A 24,957-nucleotide genomic window follows, 5' to 3' on the forward strand; every position below is an offset into this window, starting at 1 on the left:
ACCTCGCAGGCGAGCGAGGCAAGAGCGCTGGGCCAGGTGCCGGGACGATACGCTGATGGCCGTGGACGACCAGTCGCAGGCAGAGATCGCGCAGACAGCCGAGGGGCCGGTGCGCGGCATCCGCCGGCCGGACGGGTCGCTGGCGTTCCTCGGCATCCCGTATGCGGCGCCGCCCACCGGCGGCCGGCGCTTCCAGCCTCCGCAGCCGGTCACGCCGTGGACCGAGCCGCTCGACGCGACCCAGTACGGCCCTACTCCGCAACGCCGGGAGGAGCCGAACGCGATCATCCCCGAGCCGAGCATCCCCGGTGCGGCGACCTTGAATCTCAACGTGTTCACCCCCGCCCTTCGACGGGCTCAGGGTCCCGTGGAACAGGATCCGAGTGCCGGCGGAGAAGGACTCCCGGTGCTGGTGTGGATCCACGGCGGCGGATACTCCTCCGGCTCCTCAGCCAGCCCCTGGTACGACGGCCGCGCCTTCGTGCGCGACGGGATCGTCGTAGTCGCGATCTCGTACCGCCTGGGCTTCGACGGCTTCGGGGTGATCGACGGCGCGCCCGACAACCGCGGGGTGCGCGACTGGCTCGCCGCGCTCGAATGGGTGCAGCGCAACATCAGCGTCTTCGGCGGCGACCCGTCGCGCGTGACGATCGCCGGGCAGTCCGCCGGTGGCGGTGCGGTGCTGACGATGCTCGGGATGCCCGAGGCGCAGCACCTGTTCCGTTCCGCCATCTCGATCAGCGGCGCCCTGGGCGATCTGCCCCGCGACCGCGCGCGCAGACGCAGCGAGCGACTGGCGTCGATGGTCGGCTGCGAACCCACGCTCACAGGCTTCCGCGCCGTGAAGGAGCGGGAGCTCACGCGACGCCAGTACGAGGCATCCCTGCTCGGCAAGACCGGCCTCGCAGCCACGACCGCCACCCTCACCGATGGCCTGCCCTGGGGGCCGGTGATCGACGGCGAGCTGCTCACTCGCCCGACTGTCGACTCGTACGCCGCGGGTGTCGGCGCCGACAAGCCGCTGCTGCTCGGCGCGACCGATGACGAGTTCACGATGGTGTTCGACCGCGCACCGCGCATCCTGCGCTGGGTGCCCGTGCCGCTCGCCCTGTTGATCGTCGAGAAGACTCACGCGCTGCGGCACGGCTGGCGGCGAGCGAACCGCGGAAGACGTGGTGCGGGTGCGGCGCTGGGTCGCTTCGTCACCGACCGGGTGTTCCGCTCGCTCGTGGTGCGCATCGCCGAGACGCGGCAGGATGCCCGCACCTGGACGTACCGGTTCGCCTGGGCTTCACCCACGAACGGATGGTCGTACCACTGCCTCGATGTGCCGTTCTGGTTCGACTGCCTCGACGACCCGCACGTGGCACGCATCGCGGGCAGGAGGCCCCCGCAGCACCTCGCAGACGAGATGCACGCCGCTGCGGTCGCGTTCATCCGCGACGCCGACCCCGGCTGGCCGGCCTGGCGCACCGATCCGGGCATCACCCGCGTGTTCGGCGACAGACCCGCGCTCTCGCGCTCGGCCTACGACGACGCGCTGCCGCTGATCTGAGCGGCCGCTCGCGCCCAAGGCCCCGGGCGCCGGGGCCTGGACCCGAATGGCCTTGGATTCACGCCAGCCCTAGGCCCCAATGGTCGCCTCTCCCAAGAGGAGGCGACCATACGGGCCAGCGGGCGCGAAGCGAGAGAGCCGACCCGCGACTCAGCGCACGGGCTCGAGCAGCGGAACCTCGTACCGGTGCGGGGTGCCGAAGCGGTGCGCGGTGATCGACACGGCCTGCTCGCGCACGAAGGTCAGCATCTCCACCCGGCCCGCGGCGACGACCGGGTTCGCGTAGATCGCGAGGCTCGGCGAGCCGTCCACAGCAGTCGCGGTCTCGAGCGCGTCAGCACCGATCAGACGCACGCGTCCGCCCGCAGCGGCGAGACGACGAGCGTGGGATGCCCACGCCTGAGCGCCCTCGGTCACCACGACGACGTCGTGCGAGCCGAGCCAGGTGACGACCGGCGCGGGCAGAGCGGATGCCGTGCTCACCGTCACCCGGGCGCGCAGCCGCGCTCCGGCAGCGGCGACGCGCAGCAGCTCGGCCACGCGGGCACCCTCGAAGCGGATCGTGACGGGCAGCGCCTGGTAGCGCAGCGCGTTCTGCTCGGTGACGAGGCCGGTAGCATCGCGCACCACGCCGAACTCGGCCGCAAGAGCGTCGATGTCTGTGGCCAGCGCACCGCGCAGCCACTCGGCGTCGGCACCCTCGACGAGCGCGACCGCCGACGACGCGAGGGCGTCCAGCGAGGTGCTGGTCTGCACCGGGGCATCCGTCCAGTCCGAGAGGCCGACGAGGTAGTTCGGGCCGCCTGCCTTGGATCCGGCACCGACGGCCGCCTTCTTCCAGCCGCCGAAGGGCTGGCGCTGCACGATCGCGCCTGTGGTGCCGCGATTGACGTACACGTTTCCGGCTTCGATCGAAGCCAGCCACTGCTGCACCTCGTCCACGTCGAGGGAGTGGATGCCGCTGGTGAGGCCGTAGTCGATGTCGTTGACGATGTCGATCGCCTCGGTCAGCGACTCGGCGGTCATCACGCCGAGCACGGGGCCGAAGTACTCGACCCTGTGGAACTCGCTGCCGCGCTGCACGCCGTCACGGATGCCGGGAGTCCAGAGCTGGCCCGCGTCGTCGAGCTTCTTCGGCTCCAGCATCCAGGACTGCCCAGGGTGCAGCTCGGTCAGTGCGCCGAGCAGCTTGCCCTCGGCCGGCCCGATCAGCGGGCCGATGCGGTTCGAGCCGTCTTCCGGCGTGCCGACCTCGTACGCGCGCACGGCGTCGACGAGCTGGCGGCGGAAGCGCTCCGACTTCGCGACCGAGCCGACGAGCACGACGAGCGAGGCTGCCGAGCACTTCTGGCCGGCGTGGCCGAACGCAGAGTAGGCGACGTCCTTCGCGGCGAGGTCGAGGTCGGCCGACGGGGTGACGATGATGGCGTTCTTGCCGCTGGTCTCGGCGAGCAGCGGCAGGTCGGCGCGGAAGCCGCGGAACAGCTCGGCCGTCTCGAACCCGCCCGTGAGGATGACCCGGCCGACCGCCGGGTCGCTGACGAGCTGCTCGCCCAGCGACCGACCCTCGAGCTGCACGTACTGCAGCACGTCGCGGGGAACGCCCGCTTCCCACAGCGCCTCGACCATGACCGCGCCCGAGCGGCGCGCCTGGCGGGCGGGCTTGATGATCACCGGCGAGCCGGTGGCGAGGGCCGACAGGGTGGAGCCGGCCGGGATCGCGACCGGGAAGTTCCACGGCGGGGTGACGACGGTCAGGCCGACGGGCTGCATGACCGCGCCGTCCACATCGGCGAGCTTCTTGGCGCTCTCGGCGTAGTAGTGCGCGAAGTCGATCGCCTCGGAGACCTCGGGGTCGCCCTGCTCGATGATCTTGCCGGCCTCGGAGCCCATCACCTCGAGCAGCTCGGCGCGACGCGCCTCGAGGATGTCACCGGCGCGGTGCAGGATCTCGGCGCGGCCGGCGGCGCCCAGCGCGCGCCACGCCTCACCGGATGCCACGGCCGTGGCGATGCGCTCGGAGACCTGCTCGGAGGTGCTGAGCGTGTTCGCGGCGACGGTGTCGATGCCGAGGGTCGAGCCGACCATGCGCGAGCGGATCGCATCGGCCCACGCGCGGTTGCCGGCGAGCGACGGGTCGGTGTCGGGGGTGTTCACGAAGCCGTCGCGCGGCGCGGGCTCGGCCGGCAGCTGGCGGTTCTGCACGCGGTTGGCGGCGGGGACCTCGGTGGGGATGGTCTGGATGGATGCCAGGAAGCGCTGCTTCTCGCGTTCGAACAGCGCCGGGTCGGAGTCGAGGTCGAAGACCGCCGACATGAAGTTCTCGTGCGACGCGCCCTCTTCGAGGCGGCGGATCAGGTAGGCGATAGCCACGTCGAACTCGTCGGGGTGCACGACGGGTGTGTAGAGCAGCAGCGAGCCGACGGTGCGCTTGACGACCTCGGCCTGAGCAGTGGCCATGCCGAGCAGCATCTCGAACTCGACCCCCTCGGCGACGCCGCGCTTGTTCGCGAGCAGCCATGCCAGAGCGATGTCGAACAGGTTGTGGCCGGCTACGCCGACGCGCACGTTGCCGATGTGCTCGGGGCGTAGCGAGTACTCGAGCACCGCCTTGTACGACGAGTCGGACTCCTGCTTGCTCGACCAGGTCGCGAGCGGCCAGCCGTGCGTCTCGGCGTCGACCGTCTCCATCGGCAGGTTGGCACCCTTGACGACGCGCACCTTGATCGGCGCACCGCCCGAGGCGACGCGGGCGGCGGCCCACTCCTGCAGGCGCATCATGGCCGAGAGCGCGTCGGGCAGGTAGGCCTGCAGCACGATGCCGGCCTCGAGGTTCTTGAACTCGGGGCGGTCGAGGATGTGCGTGAAGACCGCGATGGTGAGGTCGAGGTCCTTGTACTCCTCCATGTCGAGGTTGATGAACTTCGCACCCGCAGGGCCGCCCTTCGCGGCGATGCGGTACAGGGGCAGCAGCGCCTCGGCGGCGTCGGCGACGGCCTCGTCGAACGCCCACGGGCTGTGCGGGGCGACGGTGGAGGAGACCTTGATCGAGACGTAATCGACGTCGTCGCGCTCGAGCAGGCGGCGAGTGCCCTCGAGGCGGCGCTTCGCCTCTTCGCGGCCGAGGATCGCCTCACCCAGCAGATTGATGTTGAGCTTCACGCCCTGCTTGTCGCGGATGTGCTTGATCGCGGCGCCCAGCTTCTCGTCGCGCGCGTCGACGATGAGGTGGCGCACCATCTGGCGCAGCACGGCTCGCGCCGACGGCACGACGACGCCGGGCACGATGCCCGCGGTCGCGCCACCCAGGCCGATCGCGGCGCGCATCGGCGCGGGAAGGAAGCCGGGGGTCAGCGGCACGAGCTCCTTGAGCTTGGCCGCGGCGACCTTGAGGTCTTCGGGGCGCACCACGCCGTCGACGAAGCCGACGGTGAAGTCGAGGCCCTTCGGGTCGCGCAGCACGCCGGCCAGGCGCTGGCCTGCCGCGTCGGTCGGCACGTCGCGGCTCTCGACGAGCCACTTCTTGACGAGGGCGACGGCGTCATCGCCGAGTGCGGCGAGTTCGTCGATGGATGCTTCGTAGGCGGGCGCAGGGGTGCTCATTCCTACAGGATGCCCGTCTCCAATCTGCAAGAAAAGCGATCATTCACGATGATGACCATTCGGTTTCGGCGAAGAGTCCCGGCCGGGCGGCTGCGGGGATCATGCTGAGCTTCGACCGCCTCAGCGCCAGTTGTAGGTGAACGCCCAATACAGCGCGGCGAGCGCATCGTCACCGAGTTCGGGGTGCCTGGCTGCCATCACGGCATTCGCCTTTCGGCCGCCTTCGGCGCGAGTGGTCGCAGACCAGTCGACCTCGATCGCCATCATCTCGGCGACGGCGGCCCGCACGCGCACCAGCACGTCGGCGGCGTCACCGCCCGCCGACGCGACGACAGCGCCCTCGTCGGCCTTCGGAAAGCGCGAACGCCCCCTGCCGAGGTAGTCGATGATCGCCCAGCTCAGCGTCTCGTCTGTCACACCATCCCTCTTTCCGCGTCGAGCAGGCCGACGCCAGCGGCCGACTGTGCGGCCCGGCGAGGCCGATCAGGCCGCCGGGATCTCCGGCGGATCAGGAAAGTCGATTCCCAGCGTCGCCTCGAGGGCGTCCAGATCGGGCAGCTCCTTGCGAGCGTGGTCATGGGAGATCACTTGGGGGAAGCTGAATGCGCCGACCTCCCAGTACGCGCCGCAGAATCGGCAGCGCCGCACCTCGGCCATGTATTCCATGCTCTCGCCGATCGCGATCGGCTTCGCTGCCGGGGCGTAGGTGGCCCAATAGCCCGAGCACACCTCGCACGAGCCGGGATAGCGACCGCTCGCCGTCATCGCGATCGGATCTCGTTCAGCAGTGCCTCGTCGATCGCGAAGCCCGTCGTCGGGGTCCGCACGACAAGTGCGTGACCGGGAGCGACGCCGCGAACGACGTCGATGCCCTTCATCGAGACGGCGTACTGGGCGAGATCCGTGGCGACCCGCACCGCGACGAGCGAGTCGCAGACCAGCATGTGAGATACGCCGTCGACGTCGATGAGCACGGGCTGCAGCGGTCCCTTGGCAGGATCGCTGCCACTCGGAACCACCACCACGGTCTCGAGAAAGCCGTTGATCAGAGCATCGTGCTCCGCCTGCCCGCCCGCGGCCGCTTTGGCGGCGAGAGCGTCGATCAGCAGGGGCCCGGACCCACTCGGCTCAACCATAGGTGCCGAGAATATCCCACACGCCGCCCTCGCCCAGCTGGAAGACGACAGTGCCCTGAGGAAGCGAGCTCGTTCGGCAACATCATCCCGACGGCACACCTCCTGCAGAGACCCTAGGGGGTGCCGTGTGGATGCTGCGATGAGGAGGACTGCCCATGCGGCCGCGTCGTCGCAGGTGCCGAACCTAGGATGAACCTGTCGCGTCCCCCGCAGAAAGCAGGCTCAGGTGTTCGAACTGCGTCGCCTCCGGCTGCTGCACGAGCTGGCGCTGCGTGGCACGATCGCCGAGGTCGCGGCATCCCTCTCCTACTCCCCCTCCACCGTCTCGCAGCAGCTGGCAGCGCTCGAGAAGGAGGCCGGAGTGTCGCTGCTCGAGCCCGACGGCCGCCGGGTGCGGCTGACGCCCCAGGGCCGGATGCTCGCCGAGCACGCCGCGAGGGCGCTCGAGCTCGACGAAGAGGCCCGCGCGGCGCTGACCGCCCACGCGGGATGGGAGCCTGTGCGCATCGCGGCGATGCCCACCGCCGCGCAGACCATCGTCCCCGCGGCACTGACCCTGCTGGCTCGGCGCCAGCCCGAGCTGCGGGTCGAGCTCGCCGAGCTGCCGCCGGAGGAGAGCCTGTTCGAGCTGTGGGCGCGCCGCTTCGACCTGGTGATCGCCGAGCAGTATCCGGGCCACACGCGCGAGCAGCGCGACGGTGTCGTGCACGAGCTGCTGGGCCAGGATCCGATCCGCATCGTGCTGCCGCCCGCCGAGCATCCGGCACCCCTGCACGAGCTGCGCGATCGCGCCTGGGTGATGGAGCCCGAGGGAACGGCCGTGCGGCAGTGGACGGTGCAGCAGTGCCGGGCCGCAGGGTTCGAGCCCGACGTGCGATTCGAGGCCGCCGATCTCACCGCGCACGTGCGCCTGGTGGCATCCGGCCATGCCGTCGGCATGCTGCCCGACCTGATCTGGGGTGACGAGCCGAGCCCGCTCACCGTGGCAGACCTGCCCGGATCGCCCGTGCGCGAGGTGTTCACCGCGGTGCGCGCGGCGTCGCGCAGCCATGAGGCGGTCGATCTCGTACGCACCGCGCTGCACGACGCGTTCACCGCCCACCGACGCGTCGCCCCGTAGCCGATCGGCTGCCGCTGCGCGAGGATGAGCACATGTCCTCGTACCTGCGACCCGCGATCGACTCCCCCGTGTTCCGCGACGACGACAACCAGGTGATCGACTACGGATGCCGGTGGCCGGACTCACCGCCAGACGACGCCTACTCCGTCGATCGCCATCCCGAGCGCTTCGCGCCCCTGCACCGGGTCGCCGACGCGCTCGTCGCCCATCTGCGCGCGGCATTCGACGTCACCGTGCAGGAGGGCATCGAGGTCGCCGACGATCTGATGCACCCGCACCCGCACCCGCAGGTGGTGCGCGCGGTGCGGGTGCGGCCGAACGACCCGGAGTGCGCCGCGCTGACCTTCGTGTTCACGGACTACCCGGGCATCCTGCTGCACGCCGGCCTGCTGCACGACTTCGCCTACCCTTCCTGCGGATGCGAGGCCTGCGACTCGGAGTGGACGACCGAGGCCGTCGGGCTCGAGCAGCAGGTGCTCGCCGTCGCCGGCGGCGAGTACCGGGAGGGCATCACCCGCGGCGTCCGGCCGCGGGTCGAGGTGTCGACGACCTACCCGAACGGCTCGTCGTACGGCGAGTCCCGCGCCGAGGACTTCCCGGCCGACAGGCTCGCCGCGGCGATGCCGGTGCTCGCCGGCCGGACGGGCGCGTGGGCGCCGTGGCCGCCGCGACCCTGACTCACACAGCGCGGACGACGGCCTGCGGCATCCGCTCTCGCATCACCCGGATCGCTTCGGGGTTGTCGTCGACGAGCACGGCATCCCGGCCCAGCGCCGAGGCGACCGCGCCTGTCGTGCCGGAGCCGGCGAACAGATCGAGCACCCGGTCGCCGGGTCGCGAGGAGGCCTGCACGATGCGGCGCAGGATGCCCTCCGGCTTCTGGGTCGGATAGCCGGTCTTCTCGCGCCCGGTGGTCGGCACGATCGTGTGCCACCACACGTCGGTCGGCAGCTTTCCGCGCGCGGCCTTCTCGGCGGTGACCAGGCCCGGGGCCATGTACGGCTCGCGGTCGATGTCGTCGGCGTTGAACACGTGCCGTCCGGGGTCCTTCGCGTACACCAGGATCGTGTCGTGCTTGGTGGGCCAGCGGCTGCGTGATTTCGCGCCGTAGTCGTACGCCCAGATGAGCTCGTTGAGGAAGCAGTCGCGCCCGAACACGGCATCCATCATCACCTTGGCGTAGTGCGCCTCACGGTAGTCGAGGTGCAGGTACAGCGTGCCGTCGTCGGCGAGCAGCCGCCACGCCTCCTCGAGCCGCGGCATGAGGAACTCGCCGTAGTCGTCGAAGCGGTCATCGAACGTGCGCAGCATGCCGCGCACCCGCTCGTACGAGTGCCCGTGGAACCCGTAGCGGATCTCCTTCGCCACCTCGAGCGGTTCCCTCTCCGGCAGCTGCGTGTCGGAGGGCACGGTGCGGCGAGCGGTCACGACCTCACGGCCGCGGGTGCGGCCGGTGTTGAAGGGCGGGTCGAGGTAGATGAGGGTGAAGGATCCGGATGCCAGCGACGCGGCGACCTCGAGATTGTCGCCCTCGATGATCTCGACGGAGCCAGGGCGCGGCGCGCCGGTCACGGCACGCGGTGCAGCCACGCGTCGGTCGCGAACTTGCTCTCGACCAGGGCCTGGGCGGCCTCGTACTCGTCGGCGCTGATCGCCCCGTCCTCAGCACCCGTGAGGGCGCGGAAGGTGCCTTTGAAGCGCTCGATGATCTCGCTGCGCTCCATTCCGGTCTGGGTGCGCAGCGGGTCGACGCGCTTTGCGGCCGAGGTGGTGCCCTTGTCGCTGAGCTTCTCGCGGCCGATGCGCAGCACCTCGGTCATCGTCTTGCCATCGATGTCGTACGAGATCGTCGCGTGATGCAGCACGCCACCGTTGGCGAGGCGCTTCTGCGCGGCGCCGCCGATCTTGCCGGTGGGCGAGGCGATGTCGTTGAGCGGCTGGTAAGTGGCCTCGATGCCCACCGAGCGCAGCGCCTGCAGCACCCAGTCGTCGAGGAAGGCGTACGAATCGGCGAAGGTCATGCCCTGCACGAGCGAGGCGGGCACGTACAGCGAGTAGGTGATGATCTGCCCGGCGGCCATCATCATCGCGCCACCGCCCGAGATGCGCCGCACGACGTCGAACCCGTGCCGGGCGGCGCCTTCCGGATCGACCTCGTTGCGGTACGACTGGAACGACCCGATCACGACCGCCGACTCGTCCCACTCCCAGATGCGCAGGGTCGGGCGACGGCGACCCTCGCCGACGCGCGAGGTGAGCACCTCGTCGAGGGCGAGGTTCATTCGCGGCGAGACCGCCTTCTCGTGCACGATCTCCCAGTCGAAGTCGCGCCATCCCGGTGCGGTCACCAGCGCGCGGCGCACCACTGTGCCCACGGCCTCCGGAGAGAACCCCAGCAGCTGGGCGCCCTCGGGCAGGGCCGCGCGCACCGCGGCGGCGATCGTGGCGGCATCGGCCTCGACCGGCATGCCCTCGACAGCGCTGTTGATGGCCTCGAGAGCCGTATCGGGCTCGAGGAAGAAGTCGCCCGCGAGGCGGAAGTCGCGGATCAGTCCGTCTGCGACCTCGAGGTCGACGACGACGAGCTTTCCACCGGGAACCTTGTACTCACCATGCACTCTTCGATCTTAACCGCGTAGACAGCGGCACCGCCGGGTCCGCCTCAACCCCGCCCGCCGCGCACGGTCGGGTCGGGCAGGTCGGTGTCGATGCGCGGTTTGGCACCGCGCGAGGCGCGCATCCACACGAGGAAGCCGACGACCGTGAACGCACCGTAGAACAGGTACATGAACGCGGTGGCGTAGTAGCCGGCCGAGAACAGCAGCGGCACGCCCACGGCATCCACCGCCACCCAGATCAGCCAGAACTCGACCCACCCCTTGGCCATCGCCCAGGTCGCCAGCAGCGACCCGACGAAGGTCCACGCATCACTCCACACCGGCTCGTACGATCCGAGCATCCGGAACAGCGGCGTGATCGCCGCCGTTCCGATCAGCAGGGCCGCGATCAGCAGAACGCGCGTGCGACCCGACGCCCATCGCGGGGTGACGGCGTGGCCCTCGCTGTCGCGGGCCTGACGCCAGCGCACCCAGCCGTACACCGAGACGGCGATGAACATCACCTGACGGCCGGCCTGCCCGAGCAGGTTGGCCGCATGCTCGGTGCCGAACACGCTGCCGACGAAGACGGTGAGCAGCAGCACGTTGCCGACGATGCCGACCGGCCACGCCCACAGCCTCCGCCGCATCGCGCCGAGAGCGCTGGCGAGGCCGAAGACGTTGCCGACCACCTCGCGCACGAGCAGCGACGACGAGCCGACGGAGATCTGCGCGTTGAATGCGTCGATCAGCCACTGCAGAACGGCGGCCACCTCAGCCCTGCGCGGGGATGTGCGCGTCGAGCCAGGCCACCAGGTCGGCGCGCACGTCGTCCTGCTGCAGCTCGTTGAACAGCTCGTGGCGCGCGTCGGGGTAGACGAGCGTCGTCACGTCGGTCAGGCCGGACCGTTTCTTGTACGCGTCGGCGAGCTTGTGCACGCTGCGCGGGCCGCCGACCGGGTCGTCGCCGCCGACCATCAGCAGCACCGGGATGCCCTTCGACGAGCTCAGCGACCCGAGCAGGTTCTTCTTCGGCAGTCCGTACAGCCGGGCCGCCTCGATTGGGCCGAAGAGGGTGAGCAGCGGCACCTCGGTCGTCAGCGGGTCGTCACGGAACGCCGCCCAGACCGCCTCGTCACGCGAGAGCCATTCGAGCCCGTGCGCATCGGGCGCCTTCCACCGCGCGTTGAGCGGGCGCGGGTTGAGATCCGTCGGGGTCCGCAGGGCGGATCCGGTGAGCACGACCGCGTCGTACGCTTCGGGATGCTGATTCAGCAGCTTCTGCGCCAGGAACGACCCCCACGAATGACCCAGCAGCACGAGCGGCAGGTCACCACGCTCGGAGCGGATGATCTCGGTCAGCTGCCAGCACGCGTCGACGGCGGCGCGCATGCCGCCACGGCCGAGGCGCCCGAGCTTCGCCGGATCGCCGTGCTGCCGGATGCCCGTGCGCCCGTGCCCGCGGTGGTCGTCGGCGTAGACGTGGAACCCCGCCTCGACGAGCACCTCGATGGTGCGGGCGTACCGACCGGCGTGCTCGCCCACGCCGTGCAGCAGCTGGACCACTCCCCTCGGGGTGCCTGCGGCCTCGTATACGTCGTAGACGATGGCGATGCCGTATGCATCGGCGAACTCAGCTGTGCGAGGGGAAGGCATACCGTCGAGTCTACGGAGCGGCGCACTGCGCTCTGGCCGCCCGGCTCTCAGGCCGCGTGCGCCTTCGCCAGCGCGTCGACGATCGAGCGTGCCGCGTCGAGGTCGGTGACCTCGTGCCCCCCGACGCCGTCGCTGGCCGAGCCCAGCCGCACGCCGCCGTCGACGGTCACGGTGCGCTTGGCCGAGAAGTGCACAGCGTCGACGCCGGCGCCGACGACGGTGGCGACGTCGGCCGCGGTGATGCCGCTGCCTGCCATCACCTCGATCTCGCCGGCCGCTTCGCGCACGAGGGCGCGCAGCACGTCGAGGCCATCGATCGCACGCGAGGCGCCTCCCGAGGTGAGCACGCGGTGAAGGCCGAGCTCGCGCACGGTGCGCAGCGCCCCGAGCGGATCGGGCGTGGTGTCGATCACGCGGTGCAGGGTGACCGATGCGCCCCCGGCCGCATCGCGCAGCCGCTCGAGACCGTCACGGTCGAGTGCGCCGGTCGCGTCCTGGCATCCGACCACCACGCCATGCGCTCCTGCGGCGAGCGCGCCGCGCACGTCACGCTCCATGACGGCGAACTCCTCGCGGTCGTAGTGGAAGCCGCCCGCACGGGGGCGGATGAGCACGTGCACCTCGGGGCCGCTCTCGCCGCCCGCTTCACGCACCAGTTCGATCGTGCCACGAGACGGGGTGAGCCCGCCGAGGCTGAGCGCCTGGGTCAACTCGACCCGGGCTGCCCCGATCTCGAGCGCGATGCGCATGCCGGCGGTGTTCTGGACGGCCACTTCGAGATCGACAGACACGAGAATTATTCTCGCATTCCGCGCGGTTCGAGCACAGTGGAGAACAAGATTTTCATCCGGCCCTCGCGCGCTGAATATTAGTTAGACTATCTAAGTAATGACTGCCGATTCCGACGATTCCGCCGCCGAGCTGCGCTATGCACTGTTCCGCCTCACCCGCCGGCTTCGATCCGCCCGCGCACTCGACGCGATGAGCGATGCGCAGCTGGCCACCCTCGGTGCGCTGCGCGTGCACGGACGGCGCACCCTCTCCGGTCTCGCCGAGCACGAGCACGTGACCGCGCCGACCATGAGCGCCACGGTGAACGGACTCGCCGAGCTCGGCCTCGTGGTCCGCGTGCCCGACGAGCACGACCGGCGTCGGGTATACGTCGAGCTCACCCCGCAGGGTGAAAGCGTCGTGATCGAGACGATCCGCAAGCGCAACCGTCTGCTGGCCGACCTCATCGACGCGCAGCAGTTCGACGACGATGAGCTCGCGGTGCTGGATGCCGCGTCGGCCCTGCTGAAGAGGATGGCCGACGCATGAGCGCCTCCTCCGGCATGTTCCGCTCGTTCCGCAGCTTCAACTACCGCACCTGGTTCCTCGGCGGTGTCATCTCGAACATCGGCGGGTGGATGCAGGCCACCGCTCAGGACTGGGTGGTGCTGACCGAGCTCACCGACAACGACGCCACCGCCATGGGCGTCACCATGGCCCTGCAGTTCGGCCCTCCCCTCGTGCTCGTGAGCCTGACGGGCTGGGTGGCCGATCGCTTCGATCGACGCAAGGTGCTGCTGTGCACCCAGACCGCACTCATGATGCTCGCTCTCGGCGTGGCGGCGCTGCTGCTCACCGGGGCGATGACCCTGCCGCTGATGTTCGTCTTCGCCGCCGCGTTCGGCGTCGCGAACGCATTCGATGCTCCTGCCAGGCAGGCGTTCGTCTCCGACATGGTGAGCCTCGAAGACACCTCGAACGCCGTAGCGCTGAACTCGGCGGCCTTCAACATGGCACGTCTGGTCGGACCGGCGGTCGGCGGCATCCTCATCGTGCTGCTCGGGTCGGGCTGGGTATTCGTCGCCAATGCGGTCACGTTCCTCGCGATGATCATCGCCCTGACCCTGATCCGGGTGAACGAGCTGACACCGCGTGTGAAGAGCAGACGCGGCGGCGGCCTCGGCGAAGGCTTCCGGTACGTGTGGGGCCGACCCGACCTCATGGTCGTGTTCGTGATGGTCTTCCTCATCGGCGCGTTCGGCATGAACTTCCCCATCTTCGCGTCGACCATGGCGCTCGAGTTCGGACGCGACGCAGACGGCTACGGCCTGCTCAGCTCGGTGCTCGCGATCGGCTCGCTGACGGGAGCCCTGCTGGCGGCGCGGCGCGATCGGGCACGGGTGCGGGTGCTGGTGATGGCCGCGGGAGGGTTCGGGGTGGCATCCGTCGTCTCGGCCGCCATGCCCACCTACCTGACGTACGCGACGGTGCTGGTTCTCGTCGGCTTCTCGACCGTGTCGATGCTCACGACCGCCAACGGGTACGTGCAGACCACGACAGACGCGGCGCTGCGCGGGCGCGTTCTGGCGCTCTACATGGCGGTCATCATGGGGTCCACTCCGATCGGCGCGCCGATCGCCGGATGGATAGTCGACACCTTCTCGGCGCGAACGGCGATCACCGTCGGCGGCATAGCCGGCATCGTCGCGTTCGGAATCGGGGTGGGCTGGATGCTGTGGTCGGGCCGACTGCACCGTCGCGACGGGCAGCGCTTCCGACTGACTCTCGACGAGACGCGGCCGCTGTCGGTGATCCGGGCCATGGACCCCGGCTCGTTCGACGATCGGCCCACCACCGCCACGCCCATCCGGCTGACCGACACCCGCGCGGACGAGGACTGAGCTGCCGCTCCTCCGCCAGCCGCGCACTGTCAAGGGGGTATGACCGGGCGCCGCCGGGCGCATACATTCTCGGGCATGAACGAGCAGACCCCGACGTACGGCTCCCCCGACGGTCAGCACCCCCACGTGCCCGGGCACGACCCGCTGGGCACCGGCATGCCGCGTCAGCGTGAGGCCAGGCAGGCCCAGCCCGCGGCATCCGCCGACGGCGCCCCGGCCGAACCCCTCGACGACGACGCCCCCCTGGGCGGCGACGATAACACCGAAGACCAGCTGACGGCAGACACGGCCGTGGAGCGCGACGCGCTCAAGTCGCTCGACCCCGATGACACTCCCGCGTGAGCGCGCCTGATCCCGGTACCGTAGGCGGCATGAGCGAGAGCAGAGACACGACGGATCCGGGCACGGTGTCCACCCAGCGCACCCCGCAGGTGCTTCGGTGGGTCTTCTGGCCGGCCGCGATCGTCGTCGTGGCGTTCGCGCTGTTCGCCCTCCTGCTGCCCGGCGTCGCCGAGTCGGCGTTCGACGCGGTGCAGACGAGCATCGTCAACGCGTTCAACTGGTATTACGTGCTGATCGCCGCGTTCTTCGTGATCTTCTGCCTGTTCCTCGGGTTCAGCCGCTTCGGAGACATCAAGCTCGGGCGCGATGATGAAGAGCCCGAATTCTCGGCGATGAGCTGGTTCGCGCTGCTGTTCGCCGCGGGTATGGGCATCGGCCTGGTGTTCTACGGCGTCAGCGAGCCGCTGTCGCACTTCACGAATCCTCGCCCCGGCGTCGAGGGCACGCCCGAGCAGCTCGCCCAGGCGGCGCTCGGCCAGACCTACCTGCACTGGGGCGTGCACGCCTGGTCGATCTACGTGGTGATCGGTCTCGCACTCGCCTACGCGATCCACCGCCGGCGGCGCCCGATCTCGATCCGCTGGACGCTCGAGCCGCTGCTCGGCAAGAAGGTCGAGGGCGGCTGGGGCCACGCGATCGATGTGATCGCACTCGTCGGCACGCTGTTCGGCGTCGCCACCTCGCTGGGTCTCGGCGTGCTGCAGATGAGCGCCGGTCTGCACTCGGCCGGCATCGCCGATCCCGACGAGACGACCCAGGTCATCCTCATCCTGGTCATCTCGGTGTTCGTGCTGATGTCGGTGCTGTCGGGCGTGACCAAGGGCATGAAGTGGCTCTCGAACGCGAACCTCGTACTCGCCGGCATCCTGGTCGTCTACCTGCTGGTGATGGGGCCCACCGAGTTCCTGCTGCGCGACTTCGTGCAGTCGATCGGCTACTACATCCAGAACTTCGTCGGGCTGTCGTTCAACGTCAGCGCCTTCCAGGGCGCCGCCGGCGAGGAATGGCAGGCATCGTGGACCTCGTTCTACTGGGGTTGGTGGATCTCGTGGGCGCCGTTCGTCGGCATCTTCATCGCTCGGGTGTCGAAGGGCCGCTCCGTGCGGGAGTTCGTCGTCGGGGTGATCCTGGTGCCGACGCTGCTCGGCATCCTGTGGTTCGCCGTGCTCGGCGGATCAGCGCTCGCACTCGAGCTCAGGGAGCCCGGCACGCTCACAGGCGCCGACGGCACGGTCGACCTGCAGGGCGCCCTGTTCGCGCTGCTGCAGAACGTTCCCGGCTCGACGATCGTGAGCATCGGCGCGATCCTGCTGCTCGCGATCTTCTTCATCACGTCGGCCGACTCCGGCGCGCTGGTGATGGGGATGATCGCCACGGGCGGCCAGCCCGAGCCCAAGCGCTGGATCCGGGTCTTCTTCGTCGCGGTGACCGCGCTGCTCGCCATCGCGCTGCTACTCTCGGGCGGTCTGACCGCGCTGCAGACGGCGGCCATCACGATCGCGCTGCCGTTCAGCGTCGTCATGCTGCTGATGTGCTGGTCGACGGTGGTCGCGTTCAGCCGTGAGCGGCGCGCGTACGCGAAGGCCGAGCGCGCCCAGTTCATCGACAAGATCGGCGACTACTACGGGCTCGAGGTCGAGGCGCACGACGCGACCGGGGTGTTCGGCGCCCAGCCGCGATGGATGCGCCGTGTGCAGCGCACCTTCCGGCTGCCCGTCGCACCGGCCGACCCCGCGCGGGCGACGCCGGGAGCTCTGTCGGCCGAGAGCCACGTCGACGCCACGCCGTCGACACTCGACGTCGACCAGCTGATTGCCGAAGACGAGCTGTCCGGCCTCGACGATCCGGATGCCCGCCAGCAGGACACCGGGCCCTTCCTGAAGGACTGACTCCCTTCCCGCGAGACTTCGCTTCCAGCACGAGACATGGCGCTGTGCGCTCGGTCTCGTGCTGGAACGGAAGTCTCGCGGCGCGTGCGGCGCGGCTCGGCGCGCGTAGCGCCCCGCGCGGTCAGCCCTCGAGCACGAGGCGCAGCTGCTCGACCGCCCAGTCGAGCTCGGTCGACCGGATCACCAGCGGCGGCGCGATGCGGATCGTCTGACCGTGCGTGTCCTTGACGAGCACGCCCCGCTCGCGCAGCTTCTCGGCGACCTCGCGGCCGGTGCCGTACGCCGGGTCGATGTCGACGCCCGCCCACAGCCCGGCGATGCGCACCGAGGTGACGCCGTGACCGACGAGCGACTCGAGGGCGGCCGCGAGGTGAGCGCCCAGCTGACGAGCCCGCTCCTGGAACTCGCCCGTGCTGAGCATCTCCACGACCTTGCGGCCGACCGCGGCGGCAAGCGGGTTGCCGCCGAAGGTCGAGCCGTGCTCGCCCGGACGGATGACGCCCAGCACGTCGCGGTCGCCGACGACGGCCGAGACGGGCAGGATGCCCCCGCCGAGCGCCTTGCCGAGCAGGTAGAGGTCGGGCACGACGCCCTCGCGGTCGCACGCGAAGGTCTCGCCGACCCGGCCGAGTCCCGACTGGATCTCGTCGGCGATGAACAGCACGTTCTTCTCGTCGCAGATCTCGCGCACCCGGCGCAGGTAGCCCTCGGGCGGGATGATCACGCCACCCTCACCCTGGATCGGCTCGATGAGCACCGCAGCGGTGTCATCGGTGATCGCGGCGGCGATCGCATCCGCATCCCCGTACGGCACCGTGTCGAAACCCGGCGTGTACGGGCCGAAGTCGTCGCGCGCCTGCTCGTCGTCGCTGAAGCTGATGATCGTGGTCGTGCGGCCGTGGAAGTTGCCGGCCGCGACGATGATGCGCGCCCGCCCCTCGGCGATGCCCTTGACCCGGTAGCCCCACGCACGGGCGACCTTGATGCCCGTCTCGACCGCCTCGGCGCCGGTGTTCATCGGCAGCACGAGGTCTTTGCCGCACAGTTCGGCGAGCGCGGCGGCGAACGGCTCGAGCTGGTCGTTCATGAACGCCCGGCTGGTGAGCGTGACGCGGCCCAGCTGCGCGACGAGCGCTTCGACGATGGCGGGATGCCGGTGGCCGAAGTTCACGGCCGAGTACGCCGCGAGCAAGTCGAGGTAGCGCTTGCCGTCGGCATCCGTCACCCACACCCCGTCACCCTCGGCGACGACGACGGGCAGCGGGTGGTAGTTCTCGGCGACGTGCGGCTCGGGGTTCGCCCCCTCGTGCAGCACGGCCTCAGTCTCGATCGTCGACATCATGCACCCCGCAGTTCGAGCGTGCAGCACTTGATGCCGCCGCCGCCGAGCAGCAGCTCCGACAGGTCGACAGTGATCGGGTTGTAGCCGCGCTCGCGCAGCTGCCGCTCGAAGCCCTTCGCGCGCGGCGAGATGATCACGTTGTAGCCGTCGCTCGCAGAGTTCAGACCGAACACCGCGCCGTCCTCATCGGAGACGAGGATCGCATCCGGGAAGCGCTCCTCGAGGATCGCGCGGCTGGCGTCGTCGAACGCACCGGGCAGGTAGGCGATGTTGGCGCGCTCGGGACCGCCGTTCTCGACGCCCTGCACCGGATCGAGCACCGCGATGGCGGTGTCGAGGTGGTAGAAGCGCGGGTCGACGAGGTTGAGTGAGACGACCTCGCGGCCGAAGACCTCACCGACCTCGCGGTGGCTGTCGCCGGTGGAGCGGAAGCCGGTGCCGGCCAGGATGACGTCGCCGACGAGCAGGAAGTCGCCCTCGCCCTCGTTGACCTCGGCGGGCATGACGGTGTCGAAGCCGTTGGCACGGAACCAGTCGGCGAAGGCGGGCGCCTCGCCCTGGCGCTCGACGAAGCGGAACTCGGGCACGTAGGCGCGCCCGCCGATGACGAACCCGCCGTTGGCGGTGTAGACCATGTCGGGGTACCCGGCGAGCGGCTCGATGAGCTCGACCTCGTGGCCCAGCTCGAGGTACAGGTCGTACAGCTTCTGCCACTGCGCGACTGCCCTGGCGGTGTCGGTGGGCCGGGTGGGCTCCATCCACGGGTTGATGGAGTAGTTGACCGTGAAGTGCTCGGGACGGCACATCAGGTAGCGGCGGTGGTGAGCGGTGCGGGTCGCGGTGTTGGTCACCGTCGCGGTTTCAGGCGTGGACATGAGTGCTCCTCGGGAAGGTGCGGCGGACGCTGTCCAGGGGCCTGGCGGAAGTTCGACCCGCTCCTCGGTGGGAGCACGGGGAAGATGCGACACAGGCACGCCACCACCATTTTTGCATCCGGATGCTGGATGCCGCCACCCTCCGTGCCCGACCGCCGCGACCGACGCCGTCACTCCCCGCCGTGCACGACGACCTTCCCGACCGTGTGGCCCGCCTCGGCGTGGGCGAGCGCGCAGCCGGCATCCGAGAACGGGAACCCGCGCTCGATCACGGCATGCAGCCTGCCGGCGGCGGCCAGCTCGAGAAGCCGCCGCACGATCTCCGGCCGGGCCGTCGCGGCCAGCGACCGGATGCGCCGGCGCGGGCCGAGTGAGAGCAGCGCCGCCCTCAGCATCCGGGGCACGGGGCCGAGCACCCGTCCGTCGTCACCCCCGACCAGCACCACCGTCCCGTCGTCGCGCACGAGCCGGCGCAGCGCTCGCAGCGGAGCCCGGCCGGCGATCTCGATCACGGCGTCGTAGGTGTCGGCTGGCAGCTGCACCGCGGGTGTGCTGCGGTCGATCACGGTGGCGCCGAGCTTCTCGAGCACGTCGCGATTGCGCGCAGCGCAGGTCGCGTCGACCCGCGCTCCGCGTATGGCCGCGAGCTGCACGGCGAAGGTGCCGACACCGCCGGATGCTCCGAGCACGAGCACGCGATGGCCGTCGCCGACCGCCGCGGCATCCAGCGCCTGCCACGCCGTCCCGCCGGCCATCGGCAGGGTGGCGGCGTCGACCGCGCTCACCGTCGGCGGCCGGTGCGCGAGCCGCGAGACGGGGGCGACCGCGTACTCGGCGAGTCCTCCCCCGCCGGGCAGCTCGACCACGACCTCGTCGCCGACGCGCGCCGAGGCGACCCCCGCGCCCACGGCGACGACTGTGCCCGCGACGTCCATGCCGCGCACGGGGTTGCGCGGGCGACGGATGCCGTACACGAGCCGCAGCAGCAGCGGTTCGCCGGCCATGAGGTGCACGTCTGCCGCATTGAGGGCGGTCTCCCGCACTGCCAGCAGCACCTCGTTCCTGCCGGGTTGCGGCATCGGGCGCTGCGCGGGGCGCACCCCCGACGCGGGCCCGTACTGGCCCTGCTCCCACGCGTTCATCGTCTCGGTCATGTCATGCCTCCGGATACTGGAAGACGTCGTCGATTCCCACGTCGAACGCGTGGGCGATCTGGAAGGCGAGTTCGAGCGTGGGCGAGTACTTCCCCTGCTCGATCGCGATGAGCGTCTGCCTGGTGACGCCGATCAGAGCGGCGAGCTCGGCCTGGGTCATCCCGGTCTGCTCACGCCACGCACGGATCGTGTTGGTGACGAGCGTGGGCTTGACCATCAGACCAGCCCGCGACGGTAGGCGGTCACCCGTGCGATGCCGCCGACGAATGCCGAGACGGCGAACCCGGCGAACATCGTCTGCGCGACCCAGAACAGCTCGGCGCCGACGGCGCACAGCGCGATCACGCCGAGTCCGTCGATCACGAGAAAGGCGTGCTCGACACGACCGCCGAGCCGGCTGATGTCGCGGTCGCGGATGTCGGAGGCGGTCGCCGACTGCGGATCGCGGACTCCGGCGACGATACCCCACGCGACACTGATCAGGATGCTCAGCGCGATGCCCGCGCCGATCGTCCACAGCATCAGTGGCAACCAGTCAACCGTGCTGATGTCGCCGCCGCCGGCCTGCACGAGCACGATGACGACGTAGCCCGTGATCGTGATGACCGACGCGATGAGCTGCGCCCACGCCACGCGTTCGTGATAGACCATGACAGACCTCCATGTCAAAGATTCTTTACATGGAGAGTAAGACCCGAACGGCCGCGATGTCAAGAATTCTTTACATTGCCGCGGGGATTGGTCAGCGCCAGATGCTGGGCGCGGGCTTCCTCGTCGACGGCAGCGCCGAGGCCGATGCCCAGTCGTGGATCCACGGCTCGACCTCGGGCAGGCCGGCGGGCTTGCCTACGGCGGCGAACAGCTCCTCGTTGCTGACGGTGCCGCCGCCGCGGCGCAGCATCCGCGATCTCACGATCACCCGCGCGTACACCTCGCCGTCGACGACGGCGCGGTGCTCGAGGAAGACCGCCTTGTCGTCGTGACCGACGAAGCGCGACTCGACGTCGAAGCGCTGCCACAGCTGCAGCGACTTGCGGAAGGTGACCGTCTCGCTCGAGACGACCGCGTACCAGCCGCGATCCTTCATCGCGTCGAACAGGCCGGTGCGGATCAGCAGATCCCAGCGCCCCAGGTCGAACAGCGACAGATAGCGGCCGTTGTTCATGTGCCGCAGGATGTCGATGTCGGTCGGCAGCGTGGTGAGCCGGATGCGGCTGACGGCGGACGGCTCGAGGGCACCGCTGCGCCGCGTGCGCCGTCGCGCCTGGAGGATGACGAGGACGGTGCGCCAGATCACGTTCACAAGGGGCGATAGTAGTGATCCACGATGGTTCGCCCAACTTCATTGGCTGAACACCACAGGGCGGCGCATGTGTCGGTCACCGATTTCACCTCCGCGACGGCGGCGCGTAGAGTCACGCACATGAGCACCGAAGCCCATACCGAGATCATCGTCCGACCCGTCCGCGATGTCGATGCGGAGGCCCTGGGTCGCGTCCACGCGCAGTGCTGGCACGAGACCTACGACCACCTGATCAGCAAGGCCGCCCTCGAGCGCATCTCCCCTCGCCGCATGGCCGAGCTGTGGACGAACTGGGCTCGCCAGGGCGACGACTTCCGCATGAGCGCGGCTCTGGTCGATGGCGAGATCGTCGGCTTCGTCGGCTCGGGTCCGGCCCGCGACAAGGACGCCCCGGCGCTGCGCGAGCTGTACTTCATCTACCTGCTCGACGAGCACCACGGCACGGGCATCGGCCAGAAGCTGTTCGATGCCGCCGTCTACGAGAACGAGCCGTGCTACCTGTGGGTGGCCGAAGACAACCCCCGCGCGCACCGGTTCTACCAGCGCAACGGGTTCACCCTCGACGGCGAGAGCCACACCGAGCCGTTCCTGGGCGAGACGCTCACCGAGGTGCGGTTCGTGCGCGCCTGACGCGGCGCCTGCCTTTTCTTCACCGAGACCCCGGGTTCGTGCCGAGACCCCTGGCTGTGGACGTTCACAGCTGGGGGCCTCGGCTACAACCGGGGGTGTCGGCGTAGGGGCGTCCGGGCGGGGGCGGCCGGGTCAGAGCGCGCGGATGATGTCCTCTACCCGCTCCTTCGCATCGCCGAACAGCATCTGCGCGTTGTCGCGGAAGAACAGCGGGTTCTGCACGCCCGCATAGCCGGCGGCCATCGAGCGCTTGAAGACGATGACGTTCTCGGCCTCCCAGACGCGCAGCACGGGCATCCCGGCGATGGGACTGCCGGGGTCCTCGGCGGCGGCGGGGTTGACCGTGTCGTTCGCGCCGATCACGAGCACGACCGAGGTCGACGCGAAGTCGTCGTTGATCTCGTCCATGCCCAGCACGATGTCGTACGGCACCTTCGCCTCGGCGAGCAGCACATTCATGTGCCCGGGCAGGCGGCCTGCGACGGGATGGATGCCGAAGCGCACCTCGACGCCGCGCTCGCGCAGCCGCGCGACGAGGTCTGCGACGGGGTACTGCGCTTGCGCGACGGCCATGCCGTAGCCGGGTGTGATGATCACCGTCTGCGCCTGGGACAGCATGGCCGCGGCCCCCTCCGCACTGACCTCGCGATGCTCGCCATGCTCGCCATCCGAAGACGCGGCTGCCGTGATGCCGAAGCCGCCGGCGATCACCGACAGGAACGACCGGTTCATCGCCCTGCACATGATGTACGACAGGTACGCACCGGACGAGCCGACGAGCGCGCCGGTGACGATCAGCAGATCGTTGTTGAGCAGGAAGCCGGCGGCGGCCGCCGCCCATCCGGAGTAGCTGTTGAGCATCGACACGACGACGGGCATGTCGCCGCCGCCGATGGATGCCACGAGGTGCCACCCCAGCGCGAAGGCCAGCGTTGTCACCGCGATGAGCAGCCACAGCTGCTGATCCACGACGAACCAGACGGTCAGCGCGACGAACGCGGCGAGCGCGCCGACATTGAGCACGTTCTTGCCGGGCAGCATCAGCGGACGCGACGACATCTTCGCCGACAGTTTCAGGTAGGCGACGATCGAGCCGGTGAAGGTGACGCCGCCGATGAAGATGCCGATGAAGACCTCGGCGTTGTGGATGCCGACCAGCTCAGCCGGGATGGGCGCGTGGGCCAGGTGCCCGTTCCAGCCGACCAGCACGGCGGCGAGACCGACGAAGCTGTGCAGCAGGGCGATCAGCTCGGGCATCTGCGTCATCTGCACGACCCGTGCCCGCCAGAGTCCGATCGCGGCGCCGATCAGCACGCCGGCGCCGAACAGGCTCAGGCCGAGCGTCGCACCGGCCGTCCCCCAGGCGTCCGCGATGGTGAGCGTCAGAGTCGCCCCCAGCGCGATCACCATCCCTGTGATCCCGTAGATCACTCCCGCCCGGGCCGACTCGTGCCGGCTGAGACCGGCCAGGCTGAGGATGAAGAGCAGGGCCGCGACGATGTACGCCGCGGCCGCGAGGGCGTCGACGCTCACTTGTCGGCTCCCCTCGCCGGCCCGAGGGTGAACATGCCGAGCATCCGTCGGGTCACCGCGAAGCCGCCGAAGATGTTGATGCTGGCCACGAGCACGGCGACGGCGGCGATCACCTGCACCACGGGGTTCGCGTCGGTGATCTGCAGCATCGCGCCGACGATGATCACGCCGGAGATGGCGTTCGTCACCGACATGAGCGGCGTGTGCAGCGCATGGTGCACCTGGCCGATCACGTAGAAGCCGATCACGACCGAGAGCATCAGCACAGTGAAGTGCTGCGGCAGCGGAGCGGGCGCGAACGCGTTCACGAGGAACAGCGCGGCGATGCCCGCGACGATCAGACCGGCCCTCTTGCCGGCCGACATCGGCTTCTTCTCGGGTATCGACGCGGATGCAGTCTCCGGAGCGGATGCCTGGGGCGCGGCGGCGACCTGCACGGGCGGTGGCGGCCAGGTGATCTCACCGTCGCGCACGACGGTGACCGAGCGCTGCACGATGTCGTCGAAGTCGATCGTGATCGCCCCGTCGTCGTTCGGAGTGAGCAGGGCGACGAGGTTGGCGACGTTCGTGCCGTAGAGCTGGGATGCCTGGGTCGCCAGGCGCGAGGCCAGGTCGGTGTACCCGAGGATGATCACGCCGTTATCGGTGACGACGCGCTTCCCGGCCACCGACCCCTCGACGTTTCCGCCCTGGGCGGCCGCCATGTCGACGATCACGCTGCCCGGCTTCATCTGTGCGACGTCGGAGGCGGTGATCAGCCGAGGGGCGGCGCGCCCGGGGATCAGCGCCGTCGTGATGATGACGTCGACGTCGGCAGCCTGCTCGGTGTAGATCTCCGCGGCGCGGCGGTCGTAGTCCGCGCTGGTGGCTTTGGCGTACCCGTCGGAGGACTTCTCGACCTCCACGTCGACGGGCAGGTAGGTGCCGCCGATCGATGAGACCTGGTCGGCCACCTCGGGGCGCGGATCGGTGGCGCGCACGATCGCGCCCAGACTCGACGCCGCCCCGATCGCCGCGAGCCCGGCGACACCGGCTCCGGCGACGAGCACCTTCGCCGGGGGCACCTTGCCGGCGGCTGTCACCTGACCGGTGAAGAAGCGCCCGAACTCGTTCGCCGCCTCGACCACCGCGCGGTACCCGGCGATGTTCGCCATCGAGCTGAGCACGTCCATCGACTGCGCCCGTGATATGCGCGGCACCGCGTCGAGCGCGATCGCCGTGATCCCCCGCTGCGCGAGCTTCTGGATCAGGTCCGGGCGCAGTGCCGGAGAGAGCAGCCCGATGAGGGTGGCGTTGTCAGCGAGGCGGGCGATCTCGGCATCCGTGGGCGGGTTCACCTTGAGCACGACCGGGCTCGCCCACGCCTCCGCCTGAGAGACCAGGCGGGCGCCGGATGCCGCGTACGCGGCATCCGGGTACGCCGAGCGCTCCCCCGCCCCGATCTCGACGACCACCTCGTAGCCGAGCGTGCTGAGCCTGTGTGCGGTGTCCGGGGTCGCGGCGACGCGCGCCTCCTCCGGCCCTTCCCGCACGATTCCTATCCGCGTCAT

Annotated in this window: 25 protein-coding genes; 8 read left to right on the forward strand and 17 right to left on the reverse strand. The window is 70.0% G+C overall.

Features of this window, described 5'->3' with window-relative positions:
- The first annotated feature begins 55 nt into the window (after positions 1-55).
- A complete protein-coding gene (locus V2S05_RS08270) occupies positions 56-1,555 on the forward strand; it encodes a carboxylesterase/lipase family protein (protein ID WP_413634699.1) in 1,500 nt (499 codons plus the stop codon).
- Between the two features lie 150 nt (positions 1,556-1,705).
- On the opposite strand, the gene V2S05_RS08275 is transcribed toward V2S05_RS08270, so the two are convergent.
- From V2S05_RS08275 to V2S05_RS08290, 4 genes are all read right to left on the reverse strand, one after another.
- The gene (locus tag V2S05_RS08275) at positions 1,706-5,158 is read right to left on the reverse strand and encodes a bifunctional proline dehydrogenase/L-glutamate gamma-semialdehyde dehydrogenase (RefSeq protein ID WP_413634700.1); all 3,453 of its coding nucleotides are present in this window, start codon (positions 5,156-5,158) and stop codon (positions 1,706-1,708) included.
- 120 nt (positions 5,159-5,278) lie between these two features.
- Positions 5,279-5,575 carry a hypothetical protein gene (locus V2S05_RS08280; protein WP_413634701.1) on the reverse strand — a complete coding sequence of 99 codons (297 nt, stop codon included), beginning with the start codon at positions 5,573-5,575 and terminating at the stop codon, positions 5,279-5,281.
- Between the two features lie 66 nt (positions 5,576-5,641).
- A complete protein-coding gene (locus tag V2S05_RS08285; RefSeq protein WP_413634702.1) occupies positions 5,642-5,923 on the reverse strand; it encodes a hypothetical protein in 282 nt (93 codons plus the stop codon).
- Positions 5,920-6,294 (reverse strand): hypothetical protein, encoded by a 375-nt coding sequence (locus V2S05_RS08290; RefSeq protein WP_413634703.1) that lies wholly within the window; start codon positions 6,292-6,294, stop codon positions 5,920-5,922. Before V2S05_RS08290 ends, V2S05_RS08285 begins: the two co-directional genes overlap by 4 nt.
- 226 nt (positions 6,295-6,520) lie before the next feature.
- Between V2S05_RS08290 and V2S05_RS08295 the strand changes: the two genes are divergently transcribed.
- On the forward strand, positions 6,521-7,414 hold the full coding sequence (locus tag V2S05_RS08295; RefSeq protein ID WP_413634704.1) for a LysR family transcriptional regulator: 894 nt from the start codon (positions 6,521-6,523) through the stop codon (positions 7,412-7,414).
- A gap of 32 nt (positions 7,415-7,446) precedes the next feature.
- Entirely contained in the window at positions 7,447-8,091 is a 645-nt protein-coding gene (locus V2S05_RS08300) for a DUF6226 family protein (RefSeq protein WP_413634705.1), read from the forward strand.
- Position 8,092: 1 nt separating this feature from the next.
- Here V2S05_RS08300 and V2S05_RS08305 read toward each other — a convergent pair whose 3' ends face one another.
- The 5 genes from V2S05_RS08305 to V2S05_RS08325 are packed head-to-tail and all read right to left on the reverse strand — an operon-like array spanning position 8,093 to position 12,458.
- On the reverse strand, positions 8,093-9,004 hold the full coding sequence (locus V2S05_RS08305; protein ID WP_413634706.1) for a DNA-methyltransferase: 912 nt from the start codon (positions 9,002-9,004) through the stop codon (positions 8,093-8,095).
- On the reverse strand, positions 8,983-10,032 hold the full coding sequence (locus tag V2S05_RS08310) for a biotin/lipoate A/B protein ligase family protein (RefSeq protein ID WP_413634707.1): 1,050 nt from the start codon (positions 10,030-10,032) through the stop codon (positions 8,983-8,985). The genes V2S05_RS08305 and V2S05_RS08310 overlap by 22 nt, the downstream gene beginning before the upstream one ends.
- Positions 10,033-10,076: 44 nt before the next feature.
- A complete protein-coding gene (gene pnuC, locus V2S05_RS08315; protein ID WP_413634708.1) occupies positions 10,077-10,784 on the reverse strand; it encodes a nicotinamide riboside transporter PnuC in 708 nt (235 codons plus the stop codon).
- Between the two features lies 1 nt (position 10,785).
- On the reverse strand, positions 10,786-11,667 hold the full coding sequence (locus tag V2S05_RS08320; protein ID WP_413634709.1) for an alpha/beta fold hydrolase: 882 nt from the start codon (positions 11,665-11,667) through the stop codon (positions 10,786-10,788).
- A gap of 47 nt (positions 11,668-11,714) precedes the next feature.
- Positions 11,715-12,458, reverse strand: a complete 744-nt coding sequence (locus tag V2S05_RS08325) for a copper homeostasis protein CutC (protein WP_413634710.1) — start codon at positions 12,456-12,458, stop codon at positions 11,715-11,717.
- A gap of 97 nt (positions 12,459-12,555) precedes the next feature.
- On the opposite strand from V2S05_RS08325, the gene V2S05_RS08330 reads away from it, so the two are divergent.
- The 4 genes from V2S05_RS08330 (at position 12,556) to V2S05_RS08345 (ending at position 16,570) form a co-directional block, all read left to right on the forward strand.
- On the forward strand, positions 12,556-12,987 hold the full coding sequence (locus tag V2S05_RS08330; RefSeq protein WP_413634711.1) for a MarR family winged helix-turn-helix transcriptional regulator: 432 nt from the start codon (positions 12,556-12,558) through the stop codon (positions 12,985-12,987).
- On the forward strand, positions 12,984-14,339 hold the full coding sequence (locus V2S05_RS08335) for an MFS transporter (RefSeq protein ID WP_413634712.1): 1,356 nt from the start codon (positions 12,984-12,986) through the stop codon (positions 14,337-14,339). The genes V2S05_RS08330 and V2S05_RS08335 overlap by 4 nt, the downstream gene beginning before the upstream one ends.
- A gap of 75 nt (positions 14,340-14,414) precedes the next feature.
- Positions 14,415-14,681: a hypothetical protein gene (locus V2S05_RS08340; protein ID WP_413634713.1), complete on the forward strand. Its 267-nt coding sequence runs from the start codon at positions 14,415-14,417 to the stop codon at positions 14,679-14,681.
- A 29-nt stretch (positions 14,682-14,710) separates the two neighbouring features.
- Positions 14,711-16,570, forward strand: coding sequence for a BCCT family transporter (locus V2S05_RS08345; protein WP_413634714.1), 1,860 nt, complete (start codon positions 14,711-14,713; stop codon positions 16,568-16,570).
- A gap of 121 nt (positions 16,571-16,691) precedes the next feature.
- Here the strand turns inward: V2S05_RS08345 and rocD are convergent, their stop codons facing one another.
- From rocD to V2S05_RS08375, 6 genes are all read right to left on the reverse strand, one after another.
- Positions 16,692-17,912 (reverse strand): ornithine--oxo-acid transaminase, encoded by a 1,221-nt coding sequence (rocD, locus tag V2S05_RS08350; protein ID WP_413634715.1) that lies wholly within the window; start codon positions 17,910-17,912, stop codon positions 16,692-16,694.
- On the reverse strand, positions 17,909-18,787 hold the full coding sequence (gene ddaH, locus V2S05_RS08355; RefSeq protein WP_413634716.1) for a dimethylargininase: 879 nt from the start codon (positions 18,785-18,787) through the stop codon (positions 17,909-17,911). Before ddaH ends, rocD begins: the two co-directional genes overlap by 4 nt.
- Before the next feature lie 170 nt (positions 18,788-18,957).
- Positions 18,958-19,941 (reverse strand): NAD(P)-dependent alcohol dehydrogenase, encoded by a 984-nt coding sequence (locus tag V2S05_RS08360; RefSeq protein ID WP_413634717.1) that lies wholly within the window; start codon positions 19,939-19,941, stop codon positions 18,958-18,960.
- 1 nt (position 19,942) lies between these two features.
- Complete coding sequence (locus tag V2S05_RS08365) at positions 19,943-20,158, reverse strand: helix-turn-helix transcriptional regulator (RefSeq protein WP_413634718.1); 216 nt, start codon at positions 20,156-20,158, stop codon at positions 19,943-19,945.
- Positions 20,158-20,592 carry a hypothetical protein gene (locus V2S05_RS08370; RefSeq protein WP_413634719.1) on the reverse strand — a complete coding sequence of 145 codons (435 nt, stop codon included), beginning with the start codon at positions 20,590-20,592 and terminating at the stop codon, positions 20,158-20,160. The genes V2S05_RS08365 and V2S05_RS08370 overlap by 1 nt, the downstream gene beginning before the upstream one ends.
- Before the next feature lie 91 nt (positions 20,593-20,683).
- Positions 20,684-21,244 carry an acyl-CoA thioesterase gene (locus tag V2S05_RS08375; RefSeq protein WP_413634720.1) on the reverse strand — a complete coding sequence of 187 codons (561 nt, stop codon included), beginning with the start codon at positions 21,242-21,244 and terminating at the stop codon, positions 20,684-20,686.
- Between the two features lie 120 nt (positions 21,245-21,364).
- Between V2S05_RS08375 and V2S05_RS08380 the strand changes: the two genes are divergently transcribed.
- Positions 21,365-21,874, forward strand: coding sequence for an N-acetyltransferase family protein (locus V2S05_RS08380; protein WP_413634721.1), 510 nt, complete (start codon positions 21,365-21,367; stop codon positions 21,872-21,874).
- 132 nt (positions 21,875-22,006) lie between these two features.
- Here the strand turns inward: V2S05_RS08380 and pntB are convergent, their stop codons facing one another.
- Both pntB and V2S05_RS08390 read right to left on the reverse strand, forming a co-directional pair.
- The gene (gene pntB, locus V2S05_RS08385; protein WP_413634722.1) at positions 22,007-23,407 is read right to left on the reverse strand and encodes a Re/Si-specific NAD(P)(+) transhydrogenase subunit beta; all 1,401 of its coding nucleotides are present in this window, start codon (positions 23,405-23,407) and stop codon (positions 22,007-22,009) included.
- Positions 23,404-24,957, reverse strand: a complete 1,554-nt coding sequence (locus V2S05_RS08390; RefSeq protein WP_413634723.1) for a Re/Si-specific NAD(P)(+) transhydrogenase subunit alpha — start codon at positions 24,955-24,957, stop codon at positions 23,404-23,406. The genes pntB and V2S05_RS08390 overlap by 4 nt, the downstream gene beginning before the upstream one ends.

This window comes from Microbacterium sp. OR16, assembly GCF_047306725.1.
In the GTDB taxonomy this organism is placed as follows: domain Bacteria; phylum Actinomycetota; class Actinomycetes; order Actinomycetales; family Microbacteriaceae; genus Microbacterium.

Coding starts and splice junctions, on each gene's coding strand:
- V2S05_RS08270 (WP_413634699.1), top strand. CDS start 56: ATGGCCGTGGACGACCAGTCGCAGGCAGAGATCGCGCAGACAGCCGAG.
- V2S05_RS08275 (WP_413634700.1), bottom strand. CDS start 5,158: ATGAGCACCCCTGCGCCCGCCTACGAAGCATCCATCGACGAACTCGCC.
- V2S05_RS08285 (WP_413634702.1), bottom strand. CDS start 5,923: ATGACGGCGAGCGGTCGCTATCCCGGCTCGTGCGAGGTGTGCTCGGGC.
- V2S05_RS08290 (WP_413634703.1), bottom strand. CDS start 6,294: ATGGTTGAGCCGAGTGGGTCCGGGCCCCTGCTGATCGACGCTCTCGCC.
- V2S05_RS08300 (WP_413634705.1), top strand. CDS start 7,447: ATGTCCTCGTACCTGCGACCCGCGATCGACTCCCCCGTGTTCCGCGAC.
- V2S05_RS08320 (WP_413634709.1), bottom strand. CDS start 11,667: ATGCCTTCCCCTCGCACAGCTGAGTTCGCCGATGCATACGGCATCGCC.
- V2S05_RS08330 (WP_413634711.1), top strand. CDS start 12,556: ATGACTGCCGATTCCGACGATTCCGCCGCCGAGCTGCGCTATGCACTG.
- V2S05_RS08335 (WP_413634712.1), top strand. CDS start 12,984: ATGAGCGCCTCCTCCGGCATGTTCCGCTCGTTCCGCAGCTTCAACTAC.
- V2S05_RS08340 (WP_413634713.1), top strand. CDS start 14,415: ATGAACGAGCAGACCCCGACGTACGGCTCCCCCGACGGTCAGCACCCC.
- V2S05_RS08345 (WP_413634714.1), top strand. CDS start 14,711: ATGAGCGAGAGCAGAGACACGACGGATCCGGGCACGGTGTCCACCCAG.
- rocD (WP_413634715.1), bottom strand. CDS start 17,912: ATGATGTCGACGATCGAGACTGAGGCCGTGCTGCACGAGGGGGCGAAC.
- ddaH (WP_413634716.1), bottom strand. CDS start 18,787: ATGTCCACGCCTGAAACCGCGACGGTGACCAACACCGCGACCCGCACC.
- V2S05_RS08360 (WP_413634717.1), bottom strand. CDS start 19,941: ATGACCGAGACGATGAACGCGTGGGAGCAGGGCCAGTACGGGCCCGCG.
- V2S05_RS08365 (WP_413634718.1), bottom strand. CDS start 20,158: ATGGTCAAGCCCACGCTCGTCACCAACACGATCCGTGCGTGGCGTGAG.
- V2S05_RS08370 (WP_413634719.1), bottom strand. CDS start 20,592: ATGGTCTATCACGAACGCGTGGCGTGGGCGCAGCTCATCGCGTCGGTC.
- V2S05_RS08380 (WP_413634721.1), top strand. CDS start 21,365: ATGAGCACCGAAGCCCATACCGAGATCATCGTCCGACCCGTCCGCGAT.
- V2S05_RS08390 (WP_413634723.1), bottom strand. CDS start 24,957: ATGACGCGGATAGGAATCGTGCGGGAAGGGCCGGAGGAGGCGCGCGTC.